General features: G+C 66.4%; 20 protein-coding genes. 11 read left to right on the top strand and 9 right to left on the bottom strand.

The window, feature by feature from the left end; all coding sequences use genetic code 11:
- Positions 1-7 precede the first annotated feature (7 nt).
- Together AC07PE_RS04480 and AC07PE_RS04475 are read right to left on the bottom strand one after the other, a co-directional pair.
- Positions 8-292, bottom strand: coding sequence for a hypothetical protein (locus AC07PE_RS04480; RefSeq protein WP_498761974.1), 285 nt, complete (start codon positions 290-292; stop codon positions 8-10).
- A gap of 129 nt (positions 293-421) precedes the next feature.
- Positions 422-1,177, bottom strand: a complete 756-nt coding sequence (locus tag AC07PE_RS04475; protein WP_498761971.1) for an SDR family NAD(P)-dependent oxidoreductase — start codon at positions 1,175-1,177, stop codon at positions 422-424.
- 155 nt (positions 1,178-1,332) lie between these two features.
- On the opposite strand from AC07PE_RS04475, the gene AC07PE_RS04470 reads away from it, so the two are divergent.
- Positions 1,333-2,217 (top strand): LysR family transcriptional regulator, encoded by an 885-nt coding sequence (locus AC07PE_RS04470; RefSeq protein WP_498761969.1) that lies wholly within the window; start codon positions 1,333-1,335, stop codon positions 2,215-2,217.
- A 2-nt stretch (positions 2,218-2,219) separates the two neighbouring features.
- On the opposite strand, the gene AC07PE_RS04465 is transcribed toward AC07PE_RS04470, so the two are convergent.
- Positions 2,220-2,654 (bottom strand): potassium channel family protein, encoded by a 435-nt coding sequence (locus AC07PE_RS04465; protein WP_498761967.1) that lies wholly within the window; start codon positions 2,652-2,654, stop codon positions 2,220-2,222.
- Between the two features lie 264 nt (positions 2,655-2,918).
- Between AC07PE_RS04465 and AC07PE_RS04460 the strand changes: the two genes are divergently transcribed.
- The 6 genes from AC07PE_RS04460 to AC07PE_RS04435 all read left to right on the top strand — a co-directional run bounded on the left by AC07PE_RS04460 (position 2,919) and on the right by AC07PE_RS04435 (position 8,664).
- Positions 2,919-4,472: an ATPase domain-containing protein gene (locus AC07PE_RS04460; RefSeq protein WP_498761965.1), complete on the top strand. Its 1,554-nt coding sequence runs from the start codon at positions 2,919-2,921 to the stop codon at positions 4,470-4,472.
- Positions 4,469-5,704, top strand: a complete 1,236-nt coding sequence (locus AC07PE_RS04455) for a sensor histidine kinase (RefSeq protein WP_498761963.1) — start codon at positions 4,469-4,471, stop codon at positions 5,702-5,704. The genes AC07PE_RS04460 and AC07PE_RS04455 overlap by 4 nt, the downstream gene beginning before the upstream one ends.
- Before the next feature lie 87 nt (positions 5,705-5,791).
- Complete coding sequence (locus AC07PE_RS04450) at positions 5,792-6,670, top strand: NAD(P)-dependent oxidoreductase (RefSeq protein WP_498761961.1); 879 nt, start codon at positions 5,792-5,794, stop codon at positions 6,668-6,670.
- A gap of 8 nt (positions 6,671-6,678) precedes the next feature.
- Positions 6,679-7,500, top strand: coding sequence for a hypothetical protein (locus tag AC07PE_RS04445; protein WP_498761960.1), 822 nt, complete (start codon positions 6,679-6,681; stop codon positions 7,498-7,500).
- 9 nt (positions 7,501-7,509) lie between these two features.
- Complete coding sequence (locus AC07PE_RS04440) at positions 7,510-8,025, top strand: DUF1993 domain-containing protein (protein ID WP_498761959.1); 516 nt, start codon at positions 7,510-7,512, stop codon at positions 8,023-8,025.
- 222 nt (positions 8,026-8,247) lie between these two features.
- Entirely contained in the window at positions 8,248-8,664 is a 417-nt protein-coding gene (locus tag AC07PE_RS04435; RefSeq protein WP_498761957.1) for a VOC family protein, read from the top strand.
- Here AC07PE_RS04435 and AC07PE_RS04430 read toward each other — a convergent pair.
- The 6 genes from AC07PE_RS04430 to AC07PE_RS04405 form a co-directional block, all read right to left on the bottom strand.
- On the bottom strand, positions 8,661-9,875 hold the full coding sequence (locus AC07PE_RS04430; RefSeq protein WP_498761955.1) for a diguanylate cyclase domain-containing protein: 1,215 nt from the start codon (positions 9,873-9,875) through the stop codon (positions 8,661-8,663). The two genes, AC07PE_RS04435 and AC07PE_RS04430, sit on opposite strands and share 4 nt — an antisense overlap.
- A gap of 82 nt (positions 9,876-9,957) precedes the next feature.
- The gene (locus AC07PE_RS04425) at positions 9,958-10,776 is read right to left on the bottom strand and encodes a LytR/AlgR family response regulator transcription factor (protein WP_498761954.1); all 819 of its coding nucleotides are present in this window, start codon (positions 10,774-10,776) and stop codon (positions 9,958-9,960) included.
- A complete protein-coding gene (locus tag AC07PE_RS04420; RefSeq protein WP_498761952.1) occupies positions 10,773-11,906 on the bottom strand; it encodes a sensor histidine kinase in 1,134 nt (377 codons plus the stop codon). Before AC07PE_RS04420 ends, AC07PE_RS04425 begins: the two co-directional genes overlap by 4 nt.
- Positions 11,907-11,944: 38 nt before the next feature.
- Positions 11,945-12,358, bottom strand: a complete 414-nt coding sequence (locus AC07PE_RS04415; RefSeq protein ID WP_498761950.1) for a DUF2141 domain-containing protein — start codon at positions 12,356-12,358, stop codon at positions 11,945-11,947.
- A gap of 187 nt (positions 12,359-12,545) precedes the next feature.
- The gene (locus tag AC07PE_RS04410; protein ID WP_230019913.1) at positions 12,546-12,731 is read right to left on the bottom strand and encodes a hypothetical protein; all 186 of its coding nucleotides are present in this window, start codon (positions 12,729-12,731) and stop codon (positions 12,546-12,548) included.
- 95 nt (positions 12,732-12,826) lie between these two features.
- A complete protein-coding gene (locus AC07PE_RS04405; RefSeq protein WP_498761948.1) occupies positions 12,827-13,492 on the bottom strand; it encodes a TetR/AcrR family transcriptional regulator in 666 nt (221 codons plus the stop codon).
- 116 nt (positions 13,493-13,608) lie between these two features.
- On the opposite strand from AC07PE_RS04405, the gene AC07PE_RS04400 reads away from it, so the two are divergent.
- The 4 genes from AC07PE_RS04400 to AC07PE_RS04385 all read left to right on the top strand — a co-directional run bounded on the left by AC07PE_RS04400 (position 13,609) and on the right by AC07PE_RS04385 (position 18,468).
- Positions 13,609-14,802: an HlyD family secretion protein gene (locus tag AC07PE_RS04400; RefSeq protein ID WP_498761947.1), complete on the top strand. Its 1,194-nt coding sequence runs from the start codon at positions 13,609-13,611 to the stop codon at positions 14,800-14,802.
- A gap of 9 nt (positions 14,803-14,811) precedes the next feature.
- Positions 14,812-16,401 carry a DHA2 family efflux MFS transporter permease subunit gene (locus AC07PE_RS04395; protein WP_498761945.1) on the top strand — a complete coding sequence of 530 codons (1,590 nt, stop codon included), beginning with the start codon at positions 14,812-14,814 and terminating at the stop codon, positions 16,399-16,401.
- A gap of 137 nt (positions 16,402-16,538) precedes the next feature.
- Positions 16,539-18,014, top strand: a complete 1,476-nt coding sequence (locus tag AC07PE_RS04390; protein ID WP_498761944.1) for an efflux transporter outer membrane subunit — start codon at positions 16,539-16,541, stop codon at positions 18,012-18,014.
- 124 nt (positions 18,015-18,138) lie between these two features.
- Entirely contained in the window at positions 18,139-18,468 is a 330-nt protein-coding gene (locus AC07PE_RS04385; RefSeq protein WP_498761942.1) for a TM2 domain-containing protein, read from the top strand.
- Position 18,469: the final 1 nt, after the last annotated feature.

Genomic DNA, 18,469 nt, shown 5'->3' with positions numbered 1-18,469 from the left:
CCGCAGCTCAGGTTCCGCGGCGCCGGCGCCCGGCGTAAGCACGCGCAAAACCCTCGCTGACCTGTGCGGGCAGCAGTTTCACCATGCTGTGCAGGATGAGCGGCACGAGCACGAGCTCGTCGACCGCGCCGAGCACGGGCAGCGCAAAATTCGCCGGCTCGAGCGCGAACAATGCTAGGCCAGCAAGTCCCGGCAACAACCACCCGGGACGTTGCTCATGCCGGACGGCAAACCATAGCTGGCGCAAGTCCTGGCCGGCGACCATGCGCCACAGTGCAAAGATGCGTTTCAATGCGTTCTCCTCCGTGGCTTACGAGGTTTCGTGCCCCCTACATGGGTCGCCCGGGCCTGAACGCAATAGACAAATGACCAAGCCGCCGGAAAACCTGCGAAGGCAGGCTCGCCGGCGACGAGCCGATGCTCAGATCTGGGCGATCCCGCCATCGACGAACAATTCGATGCCGTTCACGAAACTGGCGTCGTCGGAAGCTAGGAACACGGCGGCTTTGGCGATCTCGTCGGGATCGCCCACGCGCCCCATCGGAATCTGCGACGCGAGGTGATCCAGCAGGCCCTGCTGGCTGGCCGCGTCGGGGCCCGCCAGTTCGACCAGTCCGGGCGTCTTGATCGGACCCGGGCTGAGGGTATTGATACGGATACCGCGGCCCTTCAGGTCGAGGATCCAGTTGCGTGCGAAGGCGCGCACGGCGGCTTTCGAGGCGGCATAGACGCTGAAGGCTTCGGTGCCGCTGCTGCCCGCGGTCGAACCCGTCAGGATGACCGAGGAGCCGGCGCCGAGCAAGGGCAGTGCGGCTTGCACGGTGAACAGCGTGCCTTTGACGTTGCGCGAGAAGGTGTCGTCGAAATGTTCTTCGGTGATCTGGCCCAGCGGAACCATCGAGCCGCCGCCGGCGTTCGCCATCAGGATGTCGAGCTTGCCATGATCGGACTGGATACGGCCGAACAGGCCCTGCAGTTCGTCGAGCCTGGACGAGTCCACCTGCACGGCAACCGCACCGGCGCCGATAGCCTGGGCGGCGGCGTTCAGTTCGGCCTGGCGGCGGCCGGTGATGTAGACGATGGCGCCCTCGGCGGCAAAGCGCTTGGCGACGGCGAGGCCGATACCGGTGCTGCCGCCGGTGACGACGGCGATTTTTCCTTCGAGCTTGCGGGACATGATCTTCCTTTCGGTAGTGGGGCATTTGAATGCCGGGACAGATGCAGTCTGCGCCTGCAAACCATTTCCGATAAGAGGACTTGAGCGCATAATATCCATGCAAAATTTGCATAGGTGTGGCGCGCGCCAGGTAAATAATGAATAAGTTGAGTGCAATGACCTGTTTTGTCCGGGCAGTCGAAACCGGCAGTTTCTCGGCTGTCGGGCGTGAGCTCGGGATCGGTCAGCCGAATGTCAGCCGGCAGATCGCCGCGCTCGAACAGGCCTTGGGCACGCAGCTGCTGTACCGCTCCACCCGCAGCCTGAGCGTCACGCCCGAAGGCCAGCGCTACTACGAACAGGCACGCCTGGCACTGGATGTAATTGCCCAGGCCGAGTCGGATGCACGGGGACAGCAGAACCCGCAAGGCCTGTTGCGCGTCGCTTGTTCGCAGGCGCTCGGCGCCGAGAAGCTGGTCGGCGCCATGCCGGCATTCATGGCGCGTTATCCGGACGTCCAGCTCGACCTGCGCCTGAGCGACGCCTATGCCGACCTGGTCACCGAGGGCATGGACCTGGCGATTCGCGGCGGCGTGCTGGCCGACAGTGCGCTGCGGGCGCGCCGCGTGGGCAGCTCGGAGCGCGTGGTGCTTGCCAGCGCGGCTTACCTGGATGCCTGGGGTGTGCCGGAAACGCCCGCCGATCTCGCCCGCCATCAGTGCATCCTCTACACCTACATGGCGCGCGGCGACACCTGGCCGTTCAGCGGCGGCGACATGCAGGTCCGCGGGCGCATGCGGATCAACAATCTCGAAGGCATACGGCGCGCGCTACTCGACGGCATCGGCATCGCTTACCTGCCCAGCTGGATGGTCTGGGACCAGGTGCGGGATGGCAGCTTGCGCGTCCTGCTGGCCGACCATGCGGCCGAGCCGACGCCCATTTACGCCGTGTACGCAGCCCAGCGCCTGCTGCCGCAGCGCGCCGTCGTTTTCATCGACTACATCGCCGCCGTATTTGCCGGCACGCCCGGCTTGAACGGCGTATCGGTCATGGCTTGAGCTCAGGCATCCGGCTCGCGCCCCCAGAAGCGCTCCATGGACAGGAAAGTGTACGAAGCCGTCCACCCGATCAGCAGCATCCCGTTCAGCGCCTCCAGTCCCGCCAGCAAGCGCAAGTCCCCATGCGGCAGTACATCCCCATAACCCAGCGTCGTATAAGTCTCGGCAGAAAAGTAGAGGCAGCGCGAAAACGGCAAGGGCCCGGGCTGGCCCATGCTGCCGATGTCGAACCAGGTGGCCAGCACGTAGTAGGCAGCGCCATACAGCAGGATCTCGAGAAAGTGCGCCCCGAACGCGCCGACGATCACGAAGATCAGTTGCACGCGCGGCCGGATCCGCAGCACGGGCAGGGTGCTGGTGAGCAGGCGCAGCACTTCGTAGTGGATGAAGGTCGTGGCGACCAGCAGGAACAGGCAGGTGGCGGCGGCGATTTCCATGGCAAGCAGCTTACCCCAAACGAAAGCCGGAACCTCCCGTGCAAGCCACATGGCGGACACGTCCATTGTTTCAATCGTGCAAACAAAAGACGAAGGGGGACATTACAATTCTTGACTATCTTTGCCGAAGCGACTGACCGGATGTTCCCCTCATTGCACTGACTGGCAGCATGTGCGCGCCCAGCGCCGGCAGCCGGCTCGTCGCAGTTCCAAGACTGTTGCATCGCCGCATGTTAAGCTGACACAATTCCAAAGGACAAATCGATGAACGCACTAGTCAAGACGGGTATCGCCGGGCTCGACGAGGTATTGCGCGGAGGTATTCCTCGCAACAACAACCTGATCGTCGAAGGTCCGCCCGGTTCGGGCAAGACCACTTTCGGCCTGGGCTTCATCTATCACGGCGCCCGGGACTACGACGAGCCGGGCGCCATCGTGTCCTTCGAGCTCGACCCCGCCAAGCTGCTGCGCGACGCCGCCGGCTTCAACTGGGACCTGCAAGGCATGATCGACCAGGGCAAGATCAGGATCATCCAGACCAGCCCGGCTGTGCTCTTGAGCGAATTCCGCAGCGGCGACGGCGCCTTTGCCGCGTCGCTGACCGAGATGGGCGCCAAGCGCCTGCTGATCGACGGCCTGACGCCGCTGCGCCTGTACGCCGACGTGCACGACATGCCTTTCCGCGAGGACGTGCACCTGCTGATCGAGGGCCTCACGCGCCTGGGCGTGACGACCATGGTCACGGCCGAGCGGGATGAAACGCTGACCGGCATCCTGGCGCACGAGCGCTTCGTGTTCGACACCATCGTCTCGCTGTCGCTCGGCGAGGTGCGGCGCCGGGCGCACCGCCACTTGACGGTGACGAAATCGCGCGGCCAGGATTTCATCGGCGGCAGCCATACGATGCGCATCGAGCCGGAGGTGGGCGTGCACGTGTACCGCCGCGCCCAGTCGCGCCCGGTCGCCTCGCCCGACCAGCCGACCTCGGAACGGCGCCTGTCGACAGGCTCGCCGGCCATCGACAAGATGATGGACGGCGGCATCTATGAAGGCTCGGTCACGCTGGTGAGCGGCATTTCCGGCACCGGCAAGACCGTGTTCAGCGTCCAGTTCCTGACCGACGTCATCAAGAACGGCCACAAGGCCCTGCTGGTGAGCCTGGACGAACATCCGCGCCAGTTGATCCGCAATGCCAAGTCGCTCGGTTTCGACCTGCAGGCCCTGGTCGATGCGGGCAAGCTGTTCATCCATTACGAATCGCCGCTCGAACTCGAGCTGGACGTGCACTTTGACCGCATCGTCAAGCTGGTCGAGCGGGAAAACATCGACTGCATCGCGCTCGATTCGGTGGCCGTGTATGAAATGACCAGCGCCGACGAAGTGGCCGATTACCTGTACGCGCTGGCCAGCTTTTTCAAGAACCGCCTGGCCACGACCCTGTTCAACTACGAAAGCCCGGAACTGCTGGGGGTATCGCAGATCAGCGAAGAACTCAAGGGTTCGCACCTGGTCGACAACATCATCCTGCTCAATTACGTGGAAATCTCGACCGTGTTGCGCCGGGCACTGGCCGTGCCGAAGGTCCGCGGCAGCCGCAACGTGCAGGTCACGCGCGAATACGAAATCGGACCGGGCGGCCTGGTGCTGATCGACGAACGCGGCAGCGACACCCAGGCCGTGCCGCAACTGCCGTTCTCGTCCTATTACGGCCTGCTGTCCCGCTCGCCGTCGCGCCAGAGCCTGGCCATCGAAGAAGCCGTGGCCAGCGGCGCTCCCTTGCCCGACTCGGCGCGCATGCCGACCGAACAGCCCAGGTGATCACGGCCGAACTGCCAGACAAGCCGCCGGTCGACTGGGACGACTGGCGCACGCCGCTGCGGCAGTTCACGGAAGCGACGGGACTTGTCACGTCCGCGTATGACACCGCAGGCGTGCGCCACATCGGGCCGCTGACGAACTCGCGCATGGCCACACTGCTGGCGGAACGTTCGACCCTGTGGGCCGAGGATGGCCCCGGCACGGCGTTCGAGCGCACGCTGGTGCAGTCCGTGCGTGCGCAGGGGAGTTCCGCGTCCGGGCAGTTCAGCGACGGTTTCCGCGTCTGCGCCCAGCCGCTCCTGTTGCGCGGCCGGGTCTACGGCGTGCTGGTGTTCGGCTGGCGCTTCGCCGACTTCAGCTCGCCGCTGGCCTGCGAGCGGATCGCCAAGCAGATCGGGCTGGCCGGCCATCTGCTGTGGAACGAGGCGCGGCTCGATGCGCCGGTGTCCGATCAGCGCATGAGCACCTATGCAGCCTTGTTGGCCACGCTGTCGAACACGCTCGACCGCCAGCGCGAAACCATCGACGACCTGACGCGGGTCAACCGCACGCGCGAACTGTTCCTGGCGACGGTCTCGCATGAGATGCGCACGCCGCTGTCGGCGATCTCGATGCGCATCGAGCTGCTGTTGCGCACGATGCCCGACCTGCCGCCGAAAGCGGTCAGCGGGCTCGAAGCGATGCGCGTGCACGTGCGCCAGGAAGTGGGCATGGTGGAAGACCTGATCGATGCGGCGCGCACGCTGACCGGCCAGATGTCGATCGTGCGCAAGCCCATCGTGCTGGGGCAGGTGCTGCGCGACGCCATCTCGACGGTGGAAACCCACGCGCACGCCAAGAACATCCTGATGCAGGTGACGCCGACCGATTACGGCGAGCATATCCGCCTGGAAGCGGATGGGCAGCGCCTGCAGCAGGTCGTCTGGAACCTGCTGTTCAACGCAGTGAAATTCACGCCGGAGGGCGGCGTCATCCGCATTCGTATCCGGCGGCTCGACAGCATGGTCGAGATCGACATCACCGACTCGGGCCAGGGCATCGAAGCGGAAGACCTGCCGCACGTGTTTGGCGCCTTCAGGCTGCAACAGGATAACAATGCCGCCGGACTCGGGCTGGGCCTCTACATCGCGCGGCGCATCGTCGAGCTGCACGAGGGCACGCTCAGCGTCAGCAGCGCCGGCCGCGGCCAGGGCGCCACCTTTACCATCCGGCTGCCCGTGCTTGCCGGCTGAGCGGCCCTCGGCGGGCGGCGTCCTGCGGGTGTCGGGAATTGCTGGTCTAATACGGTTTTCGTTCCACCTACCTGAAGGAGACCGGCAATGACCATCGCATTCATCGGCTTGGGCGCCATGGGCCAGCACATGGCCACGAACCTGCTGCGCTCCGGCCAGATCGTCCACGTCTGGAACCGCAATCCCGACCCCGTGCAGGCGCTTGCGGCCAAGGGCGCCAAGCCGGCCGCCACCGCCGCCGAGTGCGGCATTGCCGACGTCGTCTTCACCATGCTGGCCGACGACAATGCCACGCGTCAGGTGCTGATCGAAGGCGGTGTGCTGGACGCGATGGCGCCCGGCAGCATCCACGTCAACATGGCCACCGTCTCGGTCGCGTTCGCGCGCGAGATGGCGGCGCTGCACGTGGAGAAGGGCGTCGGCTATGTGGCCGCGCCGGTGCTGGGCCGCGTGGACGTGGCCGAAGCCGGCAAGCTGAACATCCTGGCCGGCGGCAGCGACGAACTGATCGCCCGCGTGCAGCCGCTGCTGGACCTGATGGGCCAGAAGACCTGGCGCTTCGGCGAGACGCCGGAACAGGCCAACGCCGTCAAGCTGGCCTGCAACCTGAGCCTGGCCTGCGCGATCGAAGCGATGGGAGAAGGTTCGGCGCTGGCGCGTGCCTACGGCATCCCGGCCGAGAACTTCATCGACCTGATCACGAGCACCCTGTTCGCCGGCTCGCCCGTGTATAAAGGCTATGGCGGCATGATCGCGCGGCAAGCATACAGCCCGGCCGGTTTCAAGCTCTCGCTGGGCCAGAAGGACGTGCGCCTGGCGGTGGAAGCGGGGCAGGCCAGGAACCTGCCGCTGGCCTTCGGCGAAGCGCTGCAGGGCGTGCTGAAGGAAGCCATCGACAAAGGCGACGCCGATCTCGACCTGGCGGCGCTGGGCAAGAACGCGGCGCGCAGAGGCGGGATGATTTGAAAGAGACCATGGAAAAACTGATTGCAGAACTGACGCGGCTCTACCTCGCGCCCGAGGCCGTGACCCGCGAGGCGCTGGCCGCCCACATCGCCGGCAAGACCACCCTCGCCATCAAGCTGACGACGGCCGACGGTCTGACGCGCGCGCTGGCCATCCCCTTCCGCAAGATCTTCGGCGATGGCGAAGCGGGGCATTGGGACCGCCTGTGCCTGGTCGCGAACGCCCTGCAGGCCGACCTTGGCCTGCCGGCGCCGGCGGTGAGCATCGACGGCGCCAGCGCCTACCGTCTGTGGCTGTCGCTGGAGACACCGGTGCCGGCCGGCGAGGCCCAGGAATTCCTGGAGCTGCTGCAGCAATCCTACTTTCCGCAAACCGAGCTGGCGCCGGACGCCGCCACCGCGCCGGTCTACCTGCCGCCCTGCCTGAACCCGCGCAGTGGCAAGTGGGCGGCCTTCATCCACCCCGGCATGGGCGCGTCCTTCGCCGAGGAATCGGGGCTGGACGTGTCGCCGCCGCTGTCGGGGCAGGCGGCCTTCCTGGATGGCCTGGACAGCATCGCCGACGAGCAGTTCCGCGAAGCCCTGCACAAGCTGGAGCAGCGGCACGCGCCTGCACCGGCGCCGGCCGAAGCGGCCTCCAGCGCGGCGGCCGATGCGCTGGCGGCCGAGGCCTTCGCGCTGCAGCCGCAAACCCAGGCGCCGGCCAGGGCGCTTGCCAAGCCCAAACCCGCCACGTCTGACGGCCTTCTGCTGAAAGACGCCACGCTCGAAGACATCGTGCGCCACCTGCACGCGATGAACATCGAGCCCACCTTCCGATTCATAAAATAAGGAATTGCCATGTCCCTGACAATGTCCAAAGCATCCGTGCCCGCTTTCGTGCGCGGCCTGACCGTCCTGTCGAATCTGCTGAAGAAAGGCGAGGAGCACGCCGCGCAGGCCGGCATCGCCCCCGAGGCGCTGCTCGGCGCCCGCCTGGCCGAGGACATGCTGCCGCTGTCCGCCCAGATTCAGCGCGCGAGCGACGCGTCGAAGTTCGCGGTGCAGCGCCTGAGCGGCGGCGAAGCCCCCAAATTCGCCGACGACGAGACGAGCTTCGCCCAGCTGCAGGAGCGCATCGCCAACACGATCGCGTATCTGGAGGGCGTCGAAACGGCGCAGGTCGACGCCGGCGCCGATCGGGAGGTCAGCCTGAAGTTCGGCAGCTTCGGCGCGAGCTTCAGCGGCGAGAGCTACCTGCTCACTTTCGCACTACCGAACTTTTATTTCCACGTCGTGACGGCTTACGACATCCTGCGCAACCAGGGCGTCAAGATCGGCAAGCTCGATTACCTGGGGGCCTTCGAGCCGCAATGACAGTGCGCGACGGCAGGCCTTGCACCAGCCTGTTTTTCCGTGCTAGGCTAGCGCCGTCGCTTTTCTTGCGGCCGTAAGCGTTTACGTCAACCAACGCCCATACATGGACCACGTTCGTCGCGGATGAACGGAGGTGTCTGGGCGTCCGGCTGTCCGTCTCCGGCTCTTGCGCATCCTCCCTCCCGCGTGTACGTGCTTCCAATTCCATCCATTGGAGCCAGCATGACTTCCGTAACACGCAGCATGAAGTTCAACCATATCAGCTTCCCGTCCCGCGACGTGGATGCCACCGCCGCATTCTTCGAGCACTATCTGGGATGTTCCTCATCCTCTTTCGGCGGCAGCAAGATCCTGAAGCGCCACGATTTCGACATCGTGATCGAAGACGCGGCGGATCGCCCGGTCGATTGGCCGGCGAATTTCCACATCGGTTTCGAAGTGCCGACCGCGCTCGATGTCGACGCCCTGTACGCGCAGTTCAAGCAAGAGGGCGTGCAGCTTGCCACCGGCATCCTCCGGCATGCGCGGGGCTCGCGCTTCTTCGCCGCGATCCCCGGCGGCGTGCATGTCGAAATCAATACCCGCGAGGATGCGGCCGAGGCTTATCGGGCGTCCTTCGGGCGGGACGCGGCCGTTTAAGCCTGGTTGTCCGGCCGCGCCTTGATGATGTCGTTGCTGCCGATGTGGGCGAAGGACACCATGCCGCGGCCGCCTTGCTTGGACTGGTACAGGGCGCCGTCGGCCGCCTCGGTCAGGGCGTCGACGTCGCTGCCGTTATGCGGAAAGAAGGAGACCCCGATGCTGGCGCCGACCGCGCCGTCCGCAAGCCGGTCGTGCAGCCTCGGGGTCAGTGAATCGATGAGCCGGCGTGCCAGCTTTTCCAGGTCCGCACGGGCGACATTCCCTTCGATGATCAGGCCGAATTCGTCGCCGCCCAGGCGGGCAAGGAGTTCGCCGCCGCGCAGGGTCGCCTGGAGCCGTTGGGCGGCCTCCTTGAGGACCTCGTCGCCGACCGGGTGGCCGAGCGTGTCGTTGACCTTCTTGAAGCCGTCGAGGTCGATCAGCAGCAGCGTGAAGGCCGCGCGCTCGCGCCGGCTCTTGTTGACCAGCTGACGCGCCCAGCGGTCGAAGAAGCGCCGGTTCGGCAAGCCCGTCAGGGCGTCATTCGATGCTTCCCGTCCCAGCGTCTGGGCCAGGCTGTTGTTGACGGCGACCGCCTTCGACAGCGATCGCCAGGCATGCGCCGCCAGCGCCGCCACCGTGGACAGGATCAGGACCAGCAGGATGGCCGAGTTCCTGAGCCGCGCATCCAGCCGGTCGATGGTCTGGTCCCGCTGCCGCCGCAACTCCTCGATATTGCGCTGGATGAGCAGGCGCGCCTCGTCCATGGTGGCTTTGCCGTAGCCGCCCATCACGACCGCCAGCGCGCCGGCGGCATCGCCCTGCCTCTTCAGCACCACGGTACGATCGAGCTCTTCCAGCTTTCGTTCCGCCAACAGCAGGATCTTCGGGAAATCCGCGACGTGCTCATCCCTCGCACCCTGCGATTGCTGGGCCCTGCGGATGCTTTCCCTGATATGGTTCTTGCCCCTGTAGTAGGGCGTGAGATAGGTTTCGTCCCCGGTCAGGATGAAACCCCGCTGCCCGGTTTCCGCATCGAGCAGATCGACCAGCACACTGCGTACTTCGACACGGGACAGGTCGTTGTCGCGCAGTGTTTCGATGGCCGCCTGCAGTTTGACGACTTCACGCACGAAGAAAATGCCCAGCGCAGCGACCAGGAACAGGGCGATGGTCAGTGTAAGGTTGGTACGGCGGAGATTCGAAGTAGGTACGTGAAACGCGGACATCCTGAACCTTGCTTAATGGCAACGCCGCCATGGTAACGCAATGTGCGGCCAGCCCCTGTTCCGATTGAATGGTCCGGCCATGCTACATCTGCCGGAACAGGTCCGCAAAGTTCCGGCTCACCACCAGCTCCTCTGCACGCCCCTTGAGTTTGACCAGCAGGCGTCCGCGGAAGTCGGTGCGGGTGCCGGCCACGTGGCGGGCGGCGACGATGACGCCGCGGTGGATCTGCCAGAATTTATCGGCGTCCAGCTGCTCGCGCAGCTGGCGCAGCGGGGTGCGGATCAGGTGTTCGGCATCGGGCGTGAAGACGCTGGTGTACTTGTCGTTGCTCTGGAAGTAGATCACTTCGTCGACCGCGATCAGGCGCGTTTCCTGGCCCTGGGCCGCGCGGATCCACTGCAACGGCGCGCCGGACGGCGCCGCGGCTGCCGGTGCGCCGGGCACGGGCACGCCGAGCTGGCGCAGCATGGCGGCCAGCTGCGCGGCGGTCTCCGGATTCGCCGCGGGCGCGGGCGCGGGCGCCGGTGTGCGCTCGGCCAGCGTCTCCTTCAGGCGCGCCACGGTGCGCTGCAGGCGCTCAAGGCGGATCGGTTTCAGCAGATAGTCGAAGGCTTCGCTGTCGAAGGCCTGCAGCGCGTACTGCTCGTGCGCGGTGGTGAATACCACGTGCGGGGCGCTGCCGCCAGCCTGTAGCCGGCTGGCCAGCTGCAGGCCGTTCAGGCCGGGCATCTGGATGTCGAGGAAGACCACGTCCGGCGCCAGTTCGTCGATCAGGCGCAGCGCCTCGACGCCGTTGGGCGCGCGGCCGACTACGTTCAGTTCCGGCCAGGCGCCGGCGAGCTGCTCCTCGAGATAGGACAGCAGATGGGGTTCGTCGTCGGCGAGCAGGGCGGTGGTCACGCTGGGTCTAGGGGCAGTAGCAGGCGCGAAGTCACGCCGGCGGGTTGATTTTCCAGTAATTGTAGCTGAGCCCCGGGCCCGTGCAGACTGCGCAGCCGCTCGCGCAGGTTGGCCAGGCCGACCCCGCCGCCGGGCCGTGGCGGGGCCATCCCCAGGCCCATGCCGTCGTCGCTGACCTCGATGCGCAGTACCCCGCCGTCGCACGCAGCGCGCACCACGATCTCGCCGCCGTCGACCTTGGGCTCGATGCCGTGCATGACCGCGTTCTCGACCAGCGGCTGGATCAGCATCGGCGCGATGTTGACGGCGCGGCAGTCCTGGCCGGCCTCGATGCGCCAGCGCAGGCGTGCGCCCATGCGCACGGCGAGCAGGTCGAGGTAGGCCGCAGCCAGGTCGAGCTCCGCGCCCAGGGTCGCCTGCTCGGCGCGGCTGGCGGACAGGCTGGCGCGCAGGAAGTCGATCAGGCGCTCCAGCATGTGCTTCGCGCGATCCGGCTCGCTGCCGATCAGGCTCACCACATTGGCCAAGGTGTTGTACAGGAAGTGCGGCTCGATCTGGGCCTGCAGCGTGCGCAGGCGGGCCTCGGCCAGCAGCTGGCCGGCTTCGGCGATCTGCTGCTGCTGCAGCGCGGCTGCATTCTCGCGGACCAGGCGGCGTTCGTTGGTGGCCAGAATTGCCATCGTGATGGCGGTGACGATGAGTCCCATCGGCAGCATGGGCGCCAGCGCGCCGTCGCGCAGCAGGGCGGAGACAGGATCGACCTCGCGCAACAGGGCGTCCGGCACCGTGAAGCCGAGCACCGCGCAGGCTTCGATCAGCATCACCTGGCAGGCGCGCATCGTCCAGGACCGGCGCGCGGCGGCGGCGGGGAAGGCCCAGCGCAGGGCGGCCAGCGCAAAGTGGATCAGGAAGCCGATCGTGTTCGAGGTCAGCAGCGTCAGGCCCAGCAGCTTCGGCACGGAGCCGCCGGGGCGGGCGCCCATGAGCATGAAGAGTACCGTCAATCCCAGGCCGATCAGGCTGCTCCACAGGGCGGTATAGACCAGGTTGCGGGTTCGCGACGCGGGCCAGCGCCGGAACAGGGCGAACATGTCGAGCGGGTGTTGGGCGCGGACGGGATTCGTCGGCATCGTGTCTCCTTGTTGAGCAGCCAGAAACCTATCACGGATCAGCGCAGGTTGATAGTCAGGCCGCGGCCCTCGGCGGGCAGCGCCAGCCTGGCGGCGTCGAAGGACGGCGGCCCCATGAAGCCCTGGGCATCGTTGCTGAAGCCGGACATCTCGACCGGCATGCCCATGCGGTTGCGGTCCAGGCGGCCGTTGCCGTTCGCGTCGTGGTACACGGCGACGGCGTAGTCTCCCGGCGCCAGGTCCTTGAACTGGACCGTAGTGCTGCCCGCGACCGCTTCCACGCTGGCGGTCTGCAACGGCTGCTTCATGTAGGCTGCGCGGTCGTACAGGGCGACCATGAGCTGGCCGTCGTTGCTCTCGACATTGTCGATGCGGATCGCGAGGTCGGCGGCCTGGGCGAGGGCGGCGCTGAAGATCGACGCCAGGATGGCGATGCGGATCGCTGCTTGCATGGTGTACTCCCTTGTCGGTGATGAGATGGGAGCACTCTAGCCATGCGCTTGCGCAGGCGCGTGCGCATGCGACGAAACGCCGCCGGGCAGCGCGAACTGCAATCCGGCGGCGCGAAATGGAAACGAGATGGCAAAAAAAATGCCGCCCGGAGGACCGGACGGCATGCCTGGCAAGCAGCTGTAAAGATCAGTTGTAACTGGTCCAGCGCTGCGGAATCTCGATATGGCCCGACTGCGCGGCGTCGGCGTAGGCGCGCATCTCGGCCAGCACGGCTTCCATCTGCTCGCTGTTCGGGTTCGCGAGGAATCCCTTCATGCGCTCCTGCAGCGCGGCCTGCTGGTCTCGCCATTCGTAACGGGACGATTTGCTCATTGTTTTTATCTCCTTGCGGCGAAATACGTAAGGCATTCAGAATGCCCGAACCGGGTGGGGCCGGTCCGTGCGATGCCGCACATTGACTCGGCCGCTTATTGTGCGGAGGGCAGGACGCTGCGGTAGAACAGCTCGAGCCGGCGCTCGAGTTCGCGCCGCGCTTCTTCGGGCGTGGACTTCACTCGCGGGAACACGAAGCGGCACAGCTGGTCGCCGGCGATGCAGCCCATCAGGTGGCCGGGCAGCAGGTCGATCGGCACGTCGGCACGCATCTGCGCACGGATGTCGGGACGCTCGAAAAAGCGCGCCAGCATCTCGCGGGTCTGGCGCGGGCCGCCGTTCCAGAAGGCTTCCGCCAGTTCCGGGTTGGTCGGAGTCTCGGCCAGCACGATGCGCTGCATGTCCATCGCTTCCTGGGACGTGAGCAGTTCGTACATGTTGCGCGAGAACTCGTCCACGATCTCCTTGAACGGGCGCATGTCCGTTTGCATGGGCTGGCTGCGGAAGAAGCGGTCGCGCTTGGCCGCCAGCACGGCATGCAGCAGCCCGGTCTTGCCGCCGAATTTCACATAGATGGTGCGCACCGCCACGTGGGCGGCGCGGGCGATCGATTCCAGGCTGGTCTTGGTATAGCCGTTCTTGAGGAAGAGGGCGCCGGCGGTCTGCAGCAGCTCCTGCATGCGCGCTTCGACATCGGCGGCCTTGGGCCGGCCGGCGGCCTTGCCGGCAGCATCGACGGGTTCTTGCAGTAGTTTGTCCATACCGACACTCTACCCCGGGAAAAAATGAAATGCAACCGTTTCATTTCTTGACTTCGCCAGATCTTTGTCGAATAATGCGATGAACCCATTTCATTTTTTTCTTCGGAGTCGTACTCATGGCAGATTCGCAAACCACGGTCGAGCAGAAACCGTCCGCCGCCGTTCCGCCGGCAGCGCAGACTGCAGGCGCCACCAACGCGCCGGCCAACGGCAGCAAGGGACCGCCCAAGCGCGTGCTGATCGTGGTCGGCATCATCGCGCTGGCCGCTCTCGGCGCCGGCGGCCGCATGTGGTACCGCAGCAGCAACTTCGTCGAAACCGAAAACGCCTACATCACCGGCCACGTGCATCCCGTGTCGGCGCGCATCCCGGGCGTCGTGACCAAGGTCGTGTTCGAGGATAACCAGATCGTCAAGGCCGGCGACGTGCTGGCCGAGCTGGACCCGGCCGATCAGGGCGTGAAGGTCGAGCAGATCCAGGCCCAGATCGCCAGCGTGCAGCAGCAGATCGTGCAGGCCGACGCCTCCGTCGAGCAGGCCAAAGCCCAGGCTTCGGCCGCCGGCGCCCAGGTCGCGCAAGCCCAGGCCAATCTGGTGCGCGCCAAGCAGGACGCCGAGCGCTACGGCCAGCTGTACAACACCAACATGAAAGCTGTCTCGAAGGCCGAGGTCGACGCCGCCACCGCGGCCCGCGCCGGCGCCACCGCCGACGTCACCGCGCGCCGCGACAACGCCAGCGCCGCCAAGGCCCAGATCGCCGCCGCCGCCTCGGCGCGCGACGTGCTCAAGGCTCAGGTCAAGGTGCTGCAGGCCCAGCTCAAGGACGCCCAGCAGCAGCTCGGCTACAACCAGATCGTGGCGCCGGTGTCGGGCCGCATCGGCAAGCGCAGCGTCGAAGTCGGCGCCCGCATCCAGCCGGGCCAGCAGCTGGCCGCCATCGTCCAGGACGACGTCTGGGTGACCGCCAACTTCAAGGAAACCCAGCTGCCGGGCCTGGTGCCGGGCCAGCAAGTCAGGATCGAAGTCGACGCCCTGAAGGACAAAGAGCTCATTGGCCGCGTCGACAGCTTCTCGCCGGCCTCGGGCAACCAGTTCGCGCTGCTGCCGGCCGATAACGCGACCGGCAACTTCACCAAGATCGTCCAGCGCGTGCCGGTCAAGATCACCTTCAAGCCGGAAGACCTCAAGAAGTATGCGGGCCGCCTGGTGCCGGGCATGTCGACCGTGGTCGAGATCGACCTGCGCCAAAAAGCGGAAAAAGGCGCGCAACAACAGCCGCAGCAGCCGCAGCGCACCGCGTCGGCACAGTAAAGGATCGTCATGACGAGTTCCACCCAGACGATGGCGCCGCCCGCGAACAACGTGCGCGTCGATGCGCGCACCTGGATCGCGGTGGCCGCCGGCCTGCTCGGCGCTTTCATGGCGGTGCTCGACATCCAGATTACCAACTCCTCCCTGCGCGACATCCTCGGCACGCTGTCGGCAACGCAGGAAGAGGGCTCGTGGATCTCGACCGCCTACCTGTGCGCCGAGATCGTGGTGATCCCGATGACCGCGCTGTTCGTGCGCGCCCTCGGCCAGCGCCGCTACCTGATGTTCACCACAGCCTTGTTCCTGGTGTTCTCGACCCTGTGCGGCGCGGCCTGGAGCCTGTCGAGCATGATCGTGTTCCGCATGCTGCAGGGCTTCACAGGCGGCGCGCTGATCCCGATGGCGATGACCCTGGTGATGACCCGCCTGCCGCCGGCCAAGCGTGCGGTCGGCATGGCGATGTTCGGCCTGACCGCGACCCTGGCCCCGGCCATGGGACCGACCCTGGGCGGCTACCTCACCGAGCTGTATGGCTGGCCTTCGATCTTCTACCTCAACTGGGTGCCGGGCGTGCTGCTGATCGGCGGTATGTACTGGGGCATCGACAAGGAGCCGATGAACCTGCAGACCTTGATCAAGGCCGACTGGCTGGGCATCGCCTTCATGGCGGTCGGCCTGGCCAGCCTGACCATCTTCCTGGAAGAGGGCAATTCGAAGGACTGGTTCGAGTCGAGCTTCATCATCACCTTCGCCGCGCTGGCGCTGGTCGGCATCCTCGGCTGGATCGTGATCGGCTTCTGGCGCAAGGACCCCTTCGTGAACCTGCAGCTGTACGGCCAGCGTAACTTCCTGGTCGCGACCATGCTGTCGGCGGTGGTCGGGATGGGCCTGTACGGGTCTTCGTACCTGCTGCCGCTGTACCTGGGCCAGATCGCCGGCTACTCGCCGATGCAGATCGGCGAGGTGATCGCCTGGATGGGCCTGCCGCAGCTGTTCGTCATGCCCTTCGTGGCGCGCCTGTCGCAGAAGATCGACAACCGCATCATGTGCATGTTCGGCCTGGCCTGCTTCGGCATTTCCTGCCTGATGAACGCCTACATGGACGCCAGCACCGGCTACGATCAGCTGATGGTCACCCAGGTCATCCGCGCGATCGGCCAGCCCTTCGTGATGCTGACCCTGTCGAACTTCGCGATGAACGGCGTGCAGCCGAAGGACATGCCCTCGGCCTCGAGCCTGTTCAACATGACCCGCAACCTGGGCGGCTCGGTCGGCATCGCGCTGCTGGCGACCTCGCTGACCAACCGCGAGCACTTCCATTCGGCGCGCTTGGGCGAATCGGTGTCGATGTTCTCGAGCGCCACCCAGGCCCGCCTGGACCAGCTGACCCAGGCCTTCATCTCGCACGGTATCGACCCGGCGACGGCCGCCAGCCAGGCCATCGGTGCAATCGACCGCATCGTACGCCGCGAATCCTATGTGATGGCCTACAACGACGGCTTCTTCATCGTCGGGGTGATCCTGCTGGCCGCGATCGTGCCGCTGTGGTTCGCGGACAAGGTCAAGTCCCCGGGTGGGGCGGGTGGCGGCGGCCACTAACTGATGCACGCGGAATAACTTACCCGTCGTTCCCGCGAAAGCGGGAACCCATACCGAGCCGAACGAAGACGCTCAGCATGGATCCCCGCGTTCGCGGGGATGACGGTAGCCGAGGATAACTATCAATGAAAATTACCATGTTCAAACCTGTCATCCACACCGCTGTCGCTGCCGCCGTCGCCGCGCTGCTGTCCGCCTGCAGCACCGTCGGCGCCGACTTCAAGGCGCCGCAGGGCGTCGACACCGCGGCCTACCGCCACGCACCGGCCGGCCAGGAAGCCCAGGCCGCACGCCTGCCGGCCGACTGGTGGACCGTGTTCGGCGACCAGACCCTCAACACCCTCGAGCAGCGCGCACTGCACGACAACCCGAACGTGCGCGCCGCCGCGCAGCGCCTGGTGCAGGCGCAGGCCCAACTGGGCGTGGTGCGCGCCGGCCAGCTGCCGAGCGTGAACGTGCAGGCCGGCGTGTCGAACTCGCGCACCTCGGCCGAGACCTCGCAGGGTCTGGCGCTGGGCCACCGTTCGATCGAGGGTAACAACTACTCGGCCGGCGTCGGCTTCTCGTGGGAGCTGGACCTGTGGGGCCGCGTGCGCCGCATCGTCGAAGCGGCCGATGCCCAGGCCCTGGCGGCCCAGGACGACCGCGACGGCGTACTGCTGATGCTGTCGAGCCAAGTGGCGACCACCTACTGGCAGCTGCGCGGCCTGGACGCCGAGCTGGCGATCCTGCGCAACGCGCTGGCGACCCGCCGCGAATCCCAGGAACTGATCGAGGCCCGCTTCAACGCCGGCCTGTCGAACGAACTGGATGTCTCGCGTACCCGCATCGAGCGCGCCAACGCCGAGGCCGACCTGCACGAAGCCCAGCGCCAGCGCAACACGCTGGAACACGCGCTGGCCGTGCTGGTGGGCGCTTCGCCGAGCGCGCCGGTGGTGGCGGCTCCGCAGGACGCCGCCCTGCAAGGTAGAGCTTTACCTGAGCCGCCGAGCATTCCGGTCGGCCTGCCGGCCAGCCTGCTGGGGCAGCGCCCGGACCTGGCGGCCAGCGTGGCCAACCTGCAGGCCTTCAACGCCCAGGTCGGTGTGGCCCAGGGCGCCTTCTACCCGGCGCTGTCCCTGACCGGCAACTACGGCTATGCATCGGAAAACCTGCGCAACCTGGCCCAGGGCAGCGCGCGCCAGTTCTCCTTCGGTCCGTTGGCCCTGTCGCTGCCCATCTTCGACGCCGGCCGCAACCGCGCCAACCTGAAGCTGGCCCAGGCCCGTTATGACGAAGCCGTCGCCAACCACGAGGGTCGCCTGCTGACGGCGCTGCGTGAAGTGGAAGATGCGCTGTCGGACGTGCAGCAGCGCCAGCAGCAAAGCGAGGTGCAGTCCCAGGCCCAGCAAGCCGCAGCCCGTGCGCTGCTGGTGGCGCAGGCGCGCTACGACCGCGGCGTCTCGACCTACCTCGACGTGACCGACGCCCAGCGCAGCACGCTGGCGGCGGACCGCGCGGCGGCGCAGATCCGTACCCAGCGCCTGCTGGCGGCGGCCTCGGTGGCGCGTGCGCTGGGCGGTGGCTGGACCCAGGGCGAGCCGGTGGCGACGATCGCCAAGGCCGGCCAGTAAGAGCCGCTCCGGCCGCTTCGCGCGGCCGGTCGGAGACGGCAGCCGGGGAGTGATTATTGGTGATCTTCCCGGTGCTTCCTGCGTGCTATGCTCGGCTCATAACAAGTCCAACGGGAGCCGATCGATGAACACCGCCGTCAATTCGCAGATGGTTTATTGCCGCGCCTGCGGTTCGAACATGCACTTCAGCGCGCAAGCCTGCCCGGGCTGCGGCGCTCCCCAGCGAGGCCAGGGATTCAGCGCCTCGCAAAAGCGCATCCTGCCGGCGGCCATCCTGTGCTTCTTCTTCGGCTTCCTCGGCGTGCACCGCTTCTACGTCGGCAAGGTCGGCACCGGCATCCTGCAGCTGCTGACCTTCGGCGGCCTCGGTATCTGGGCCTTCATCGACTTCATCATGATCGTCATCGGGTCCTTCCGCGACAGCGACGACAACCTGATCAATCTCTCGACCTGAG

The organism is Telluria sp. GW821-FHT07G12 (genome assembly GCF_059418525.1).
The sequence above is the reverse complement of the archived record's forward strand: the minus strand, read 5'-3'. Positions and strand labels throughout refer to the sequence as shown.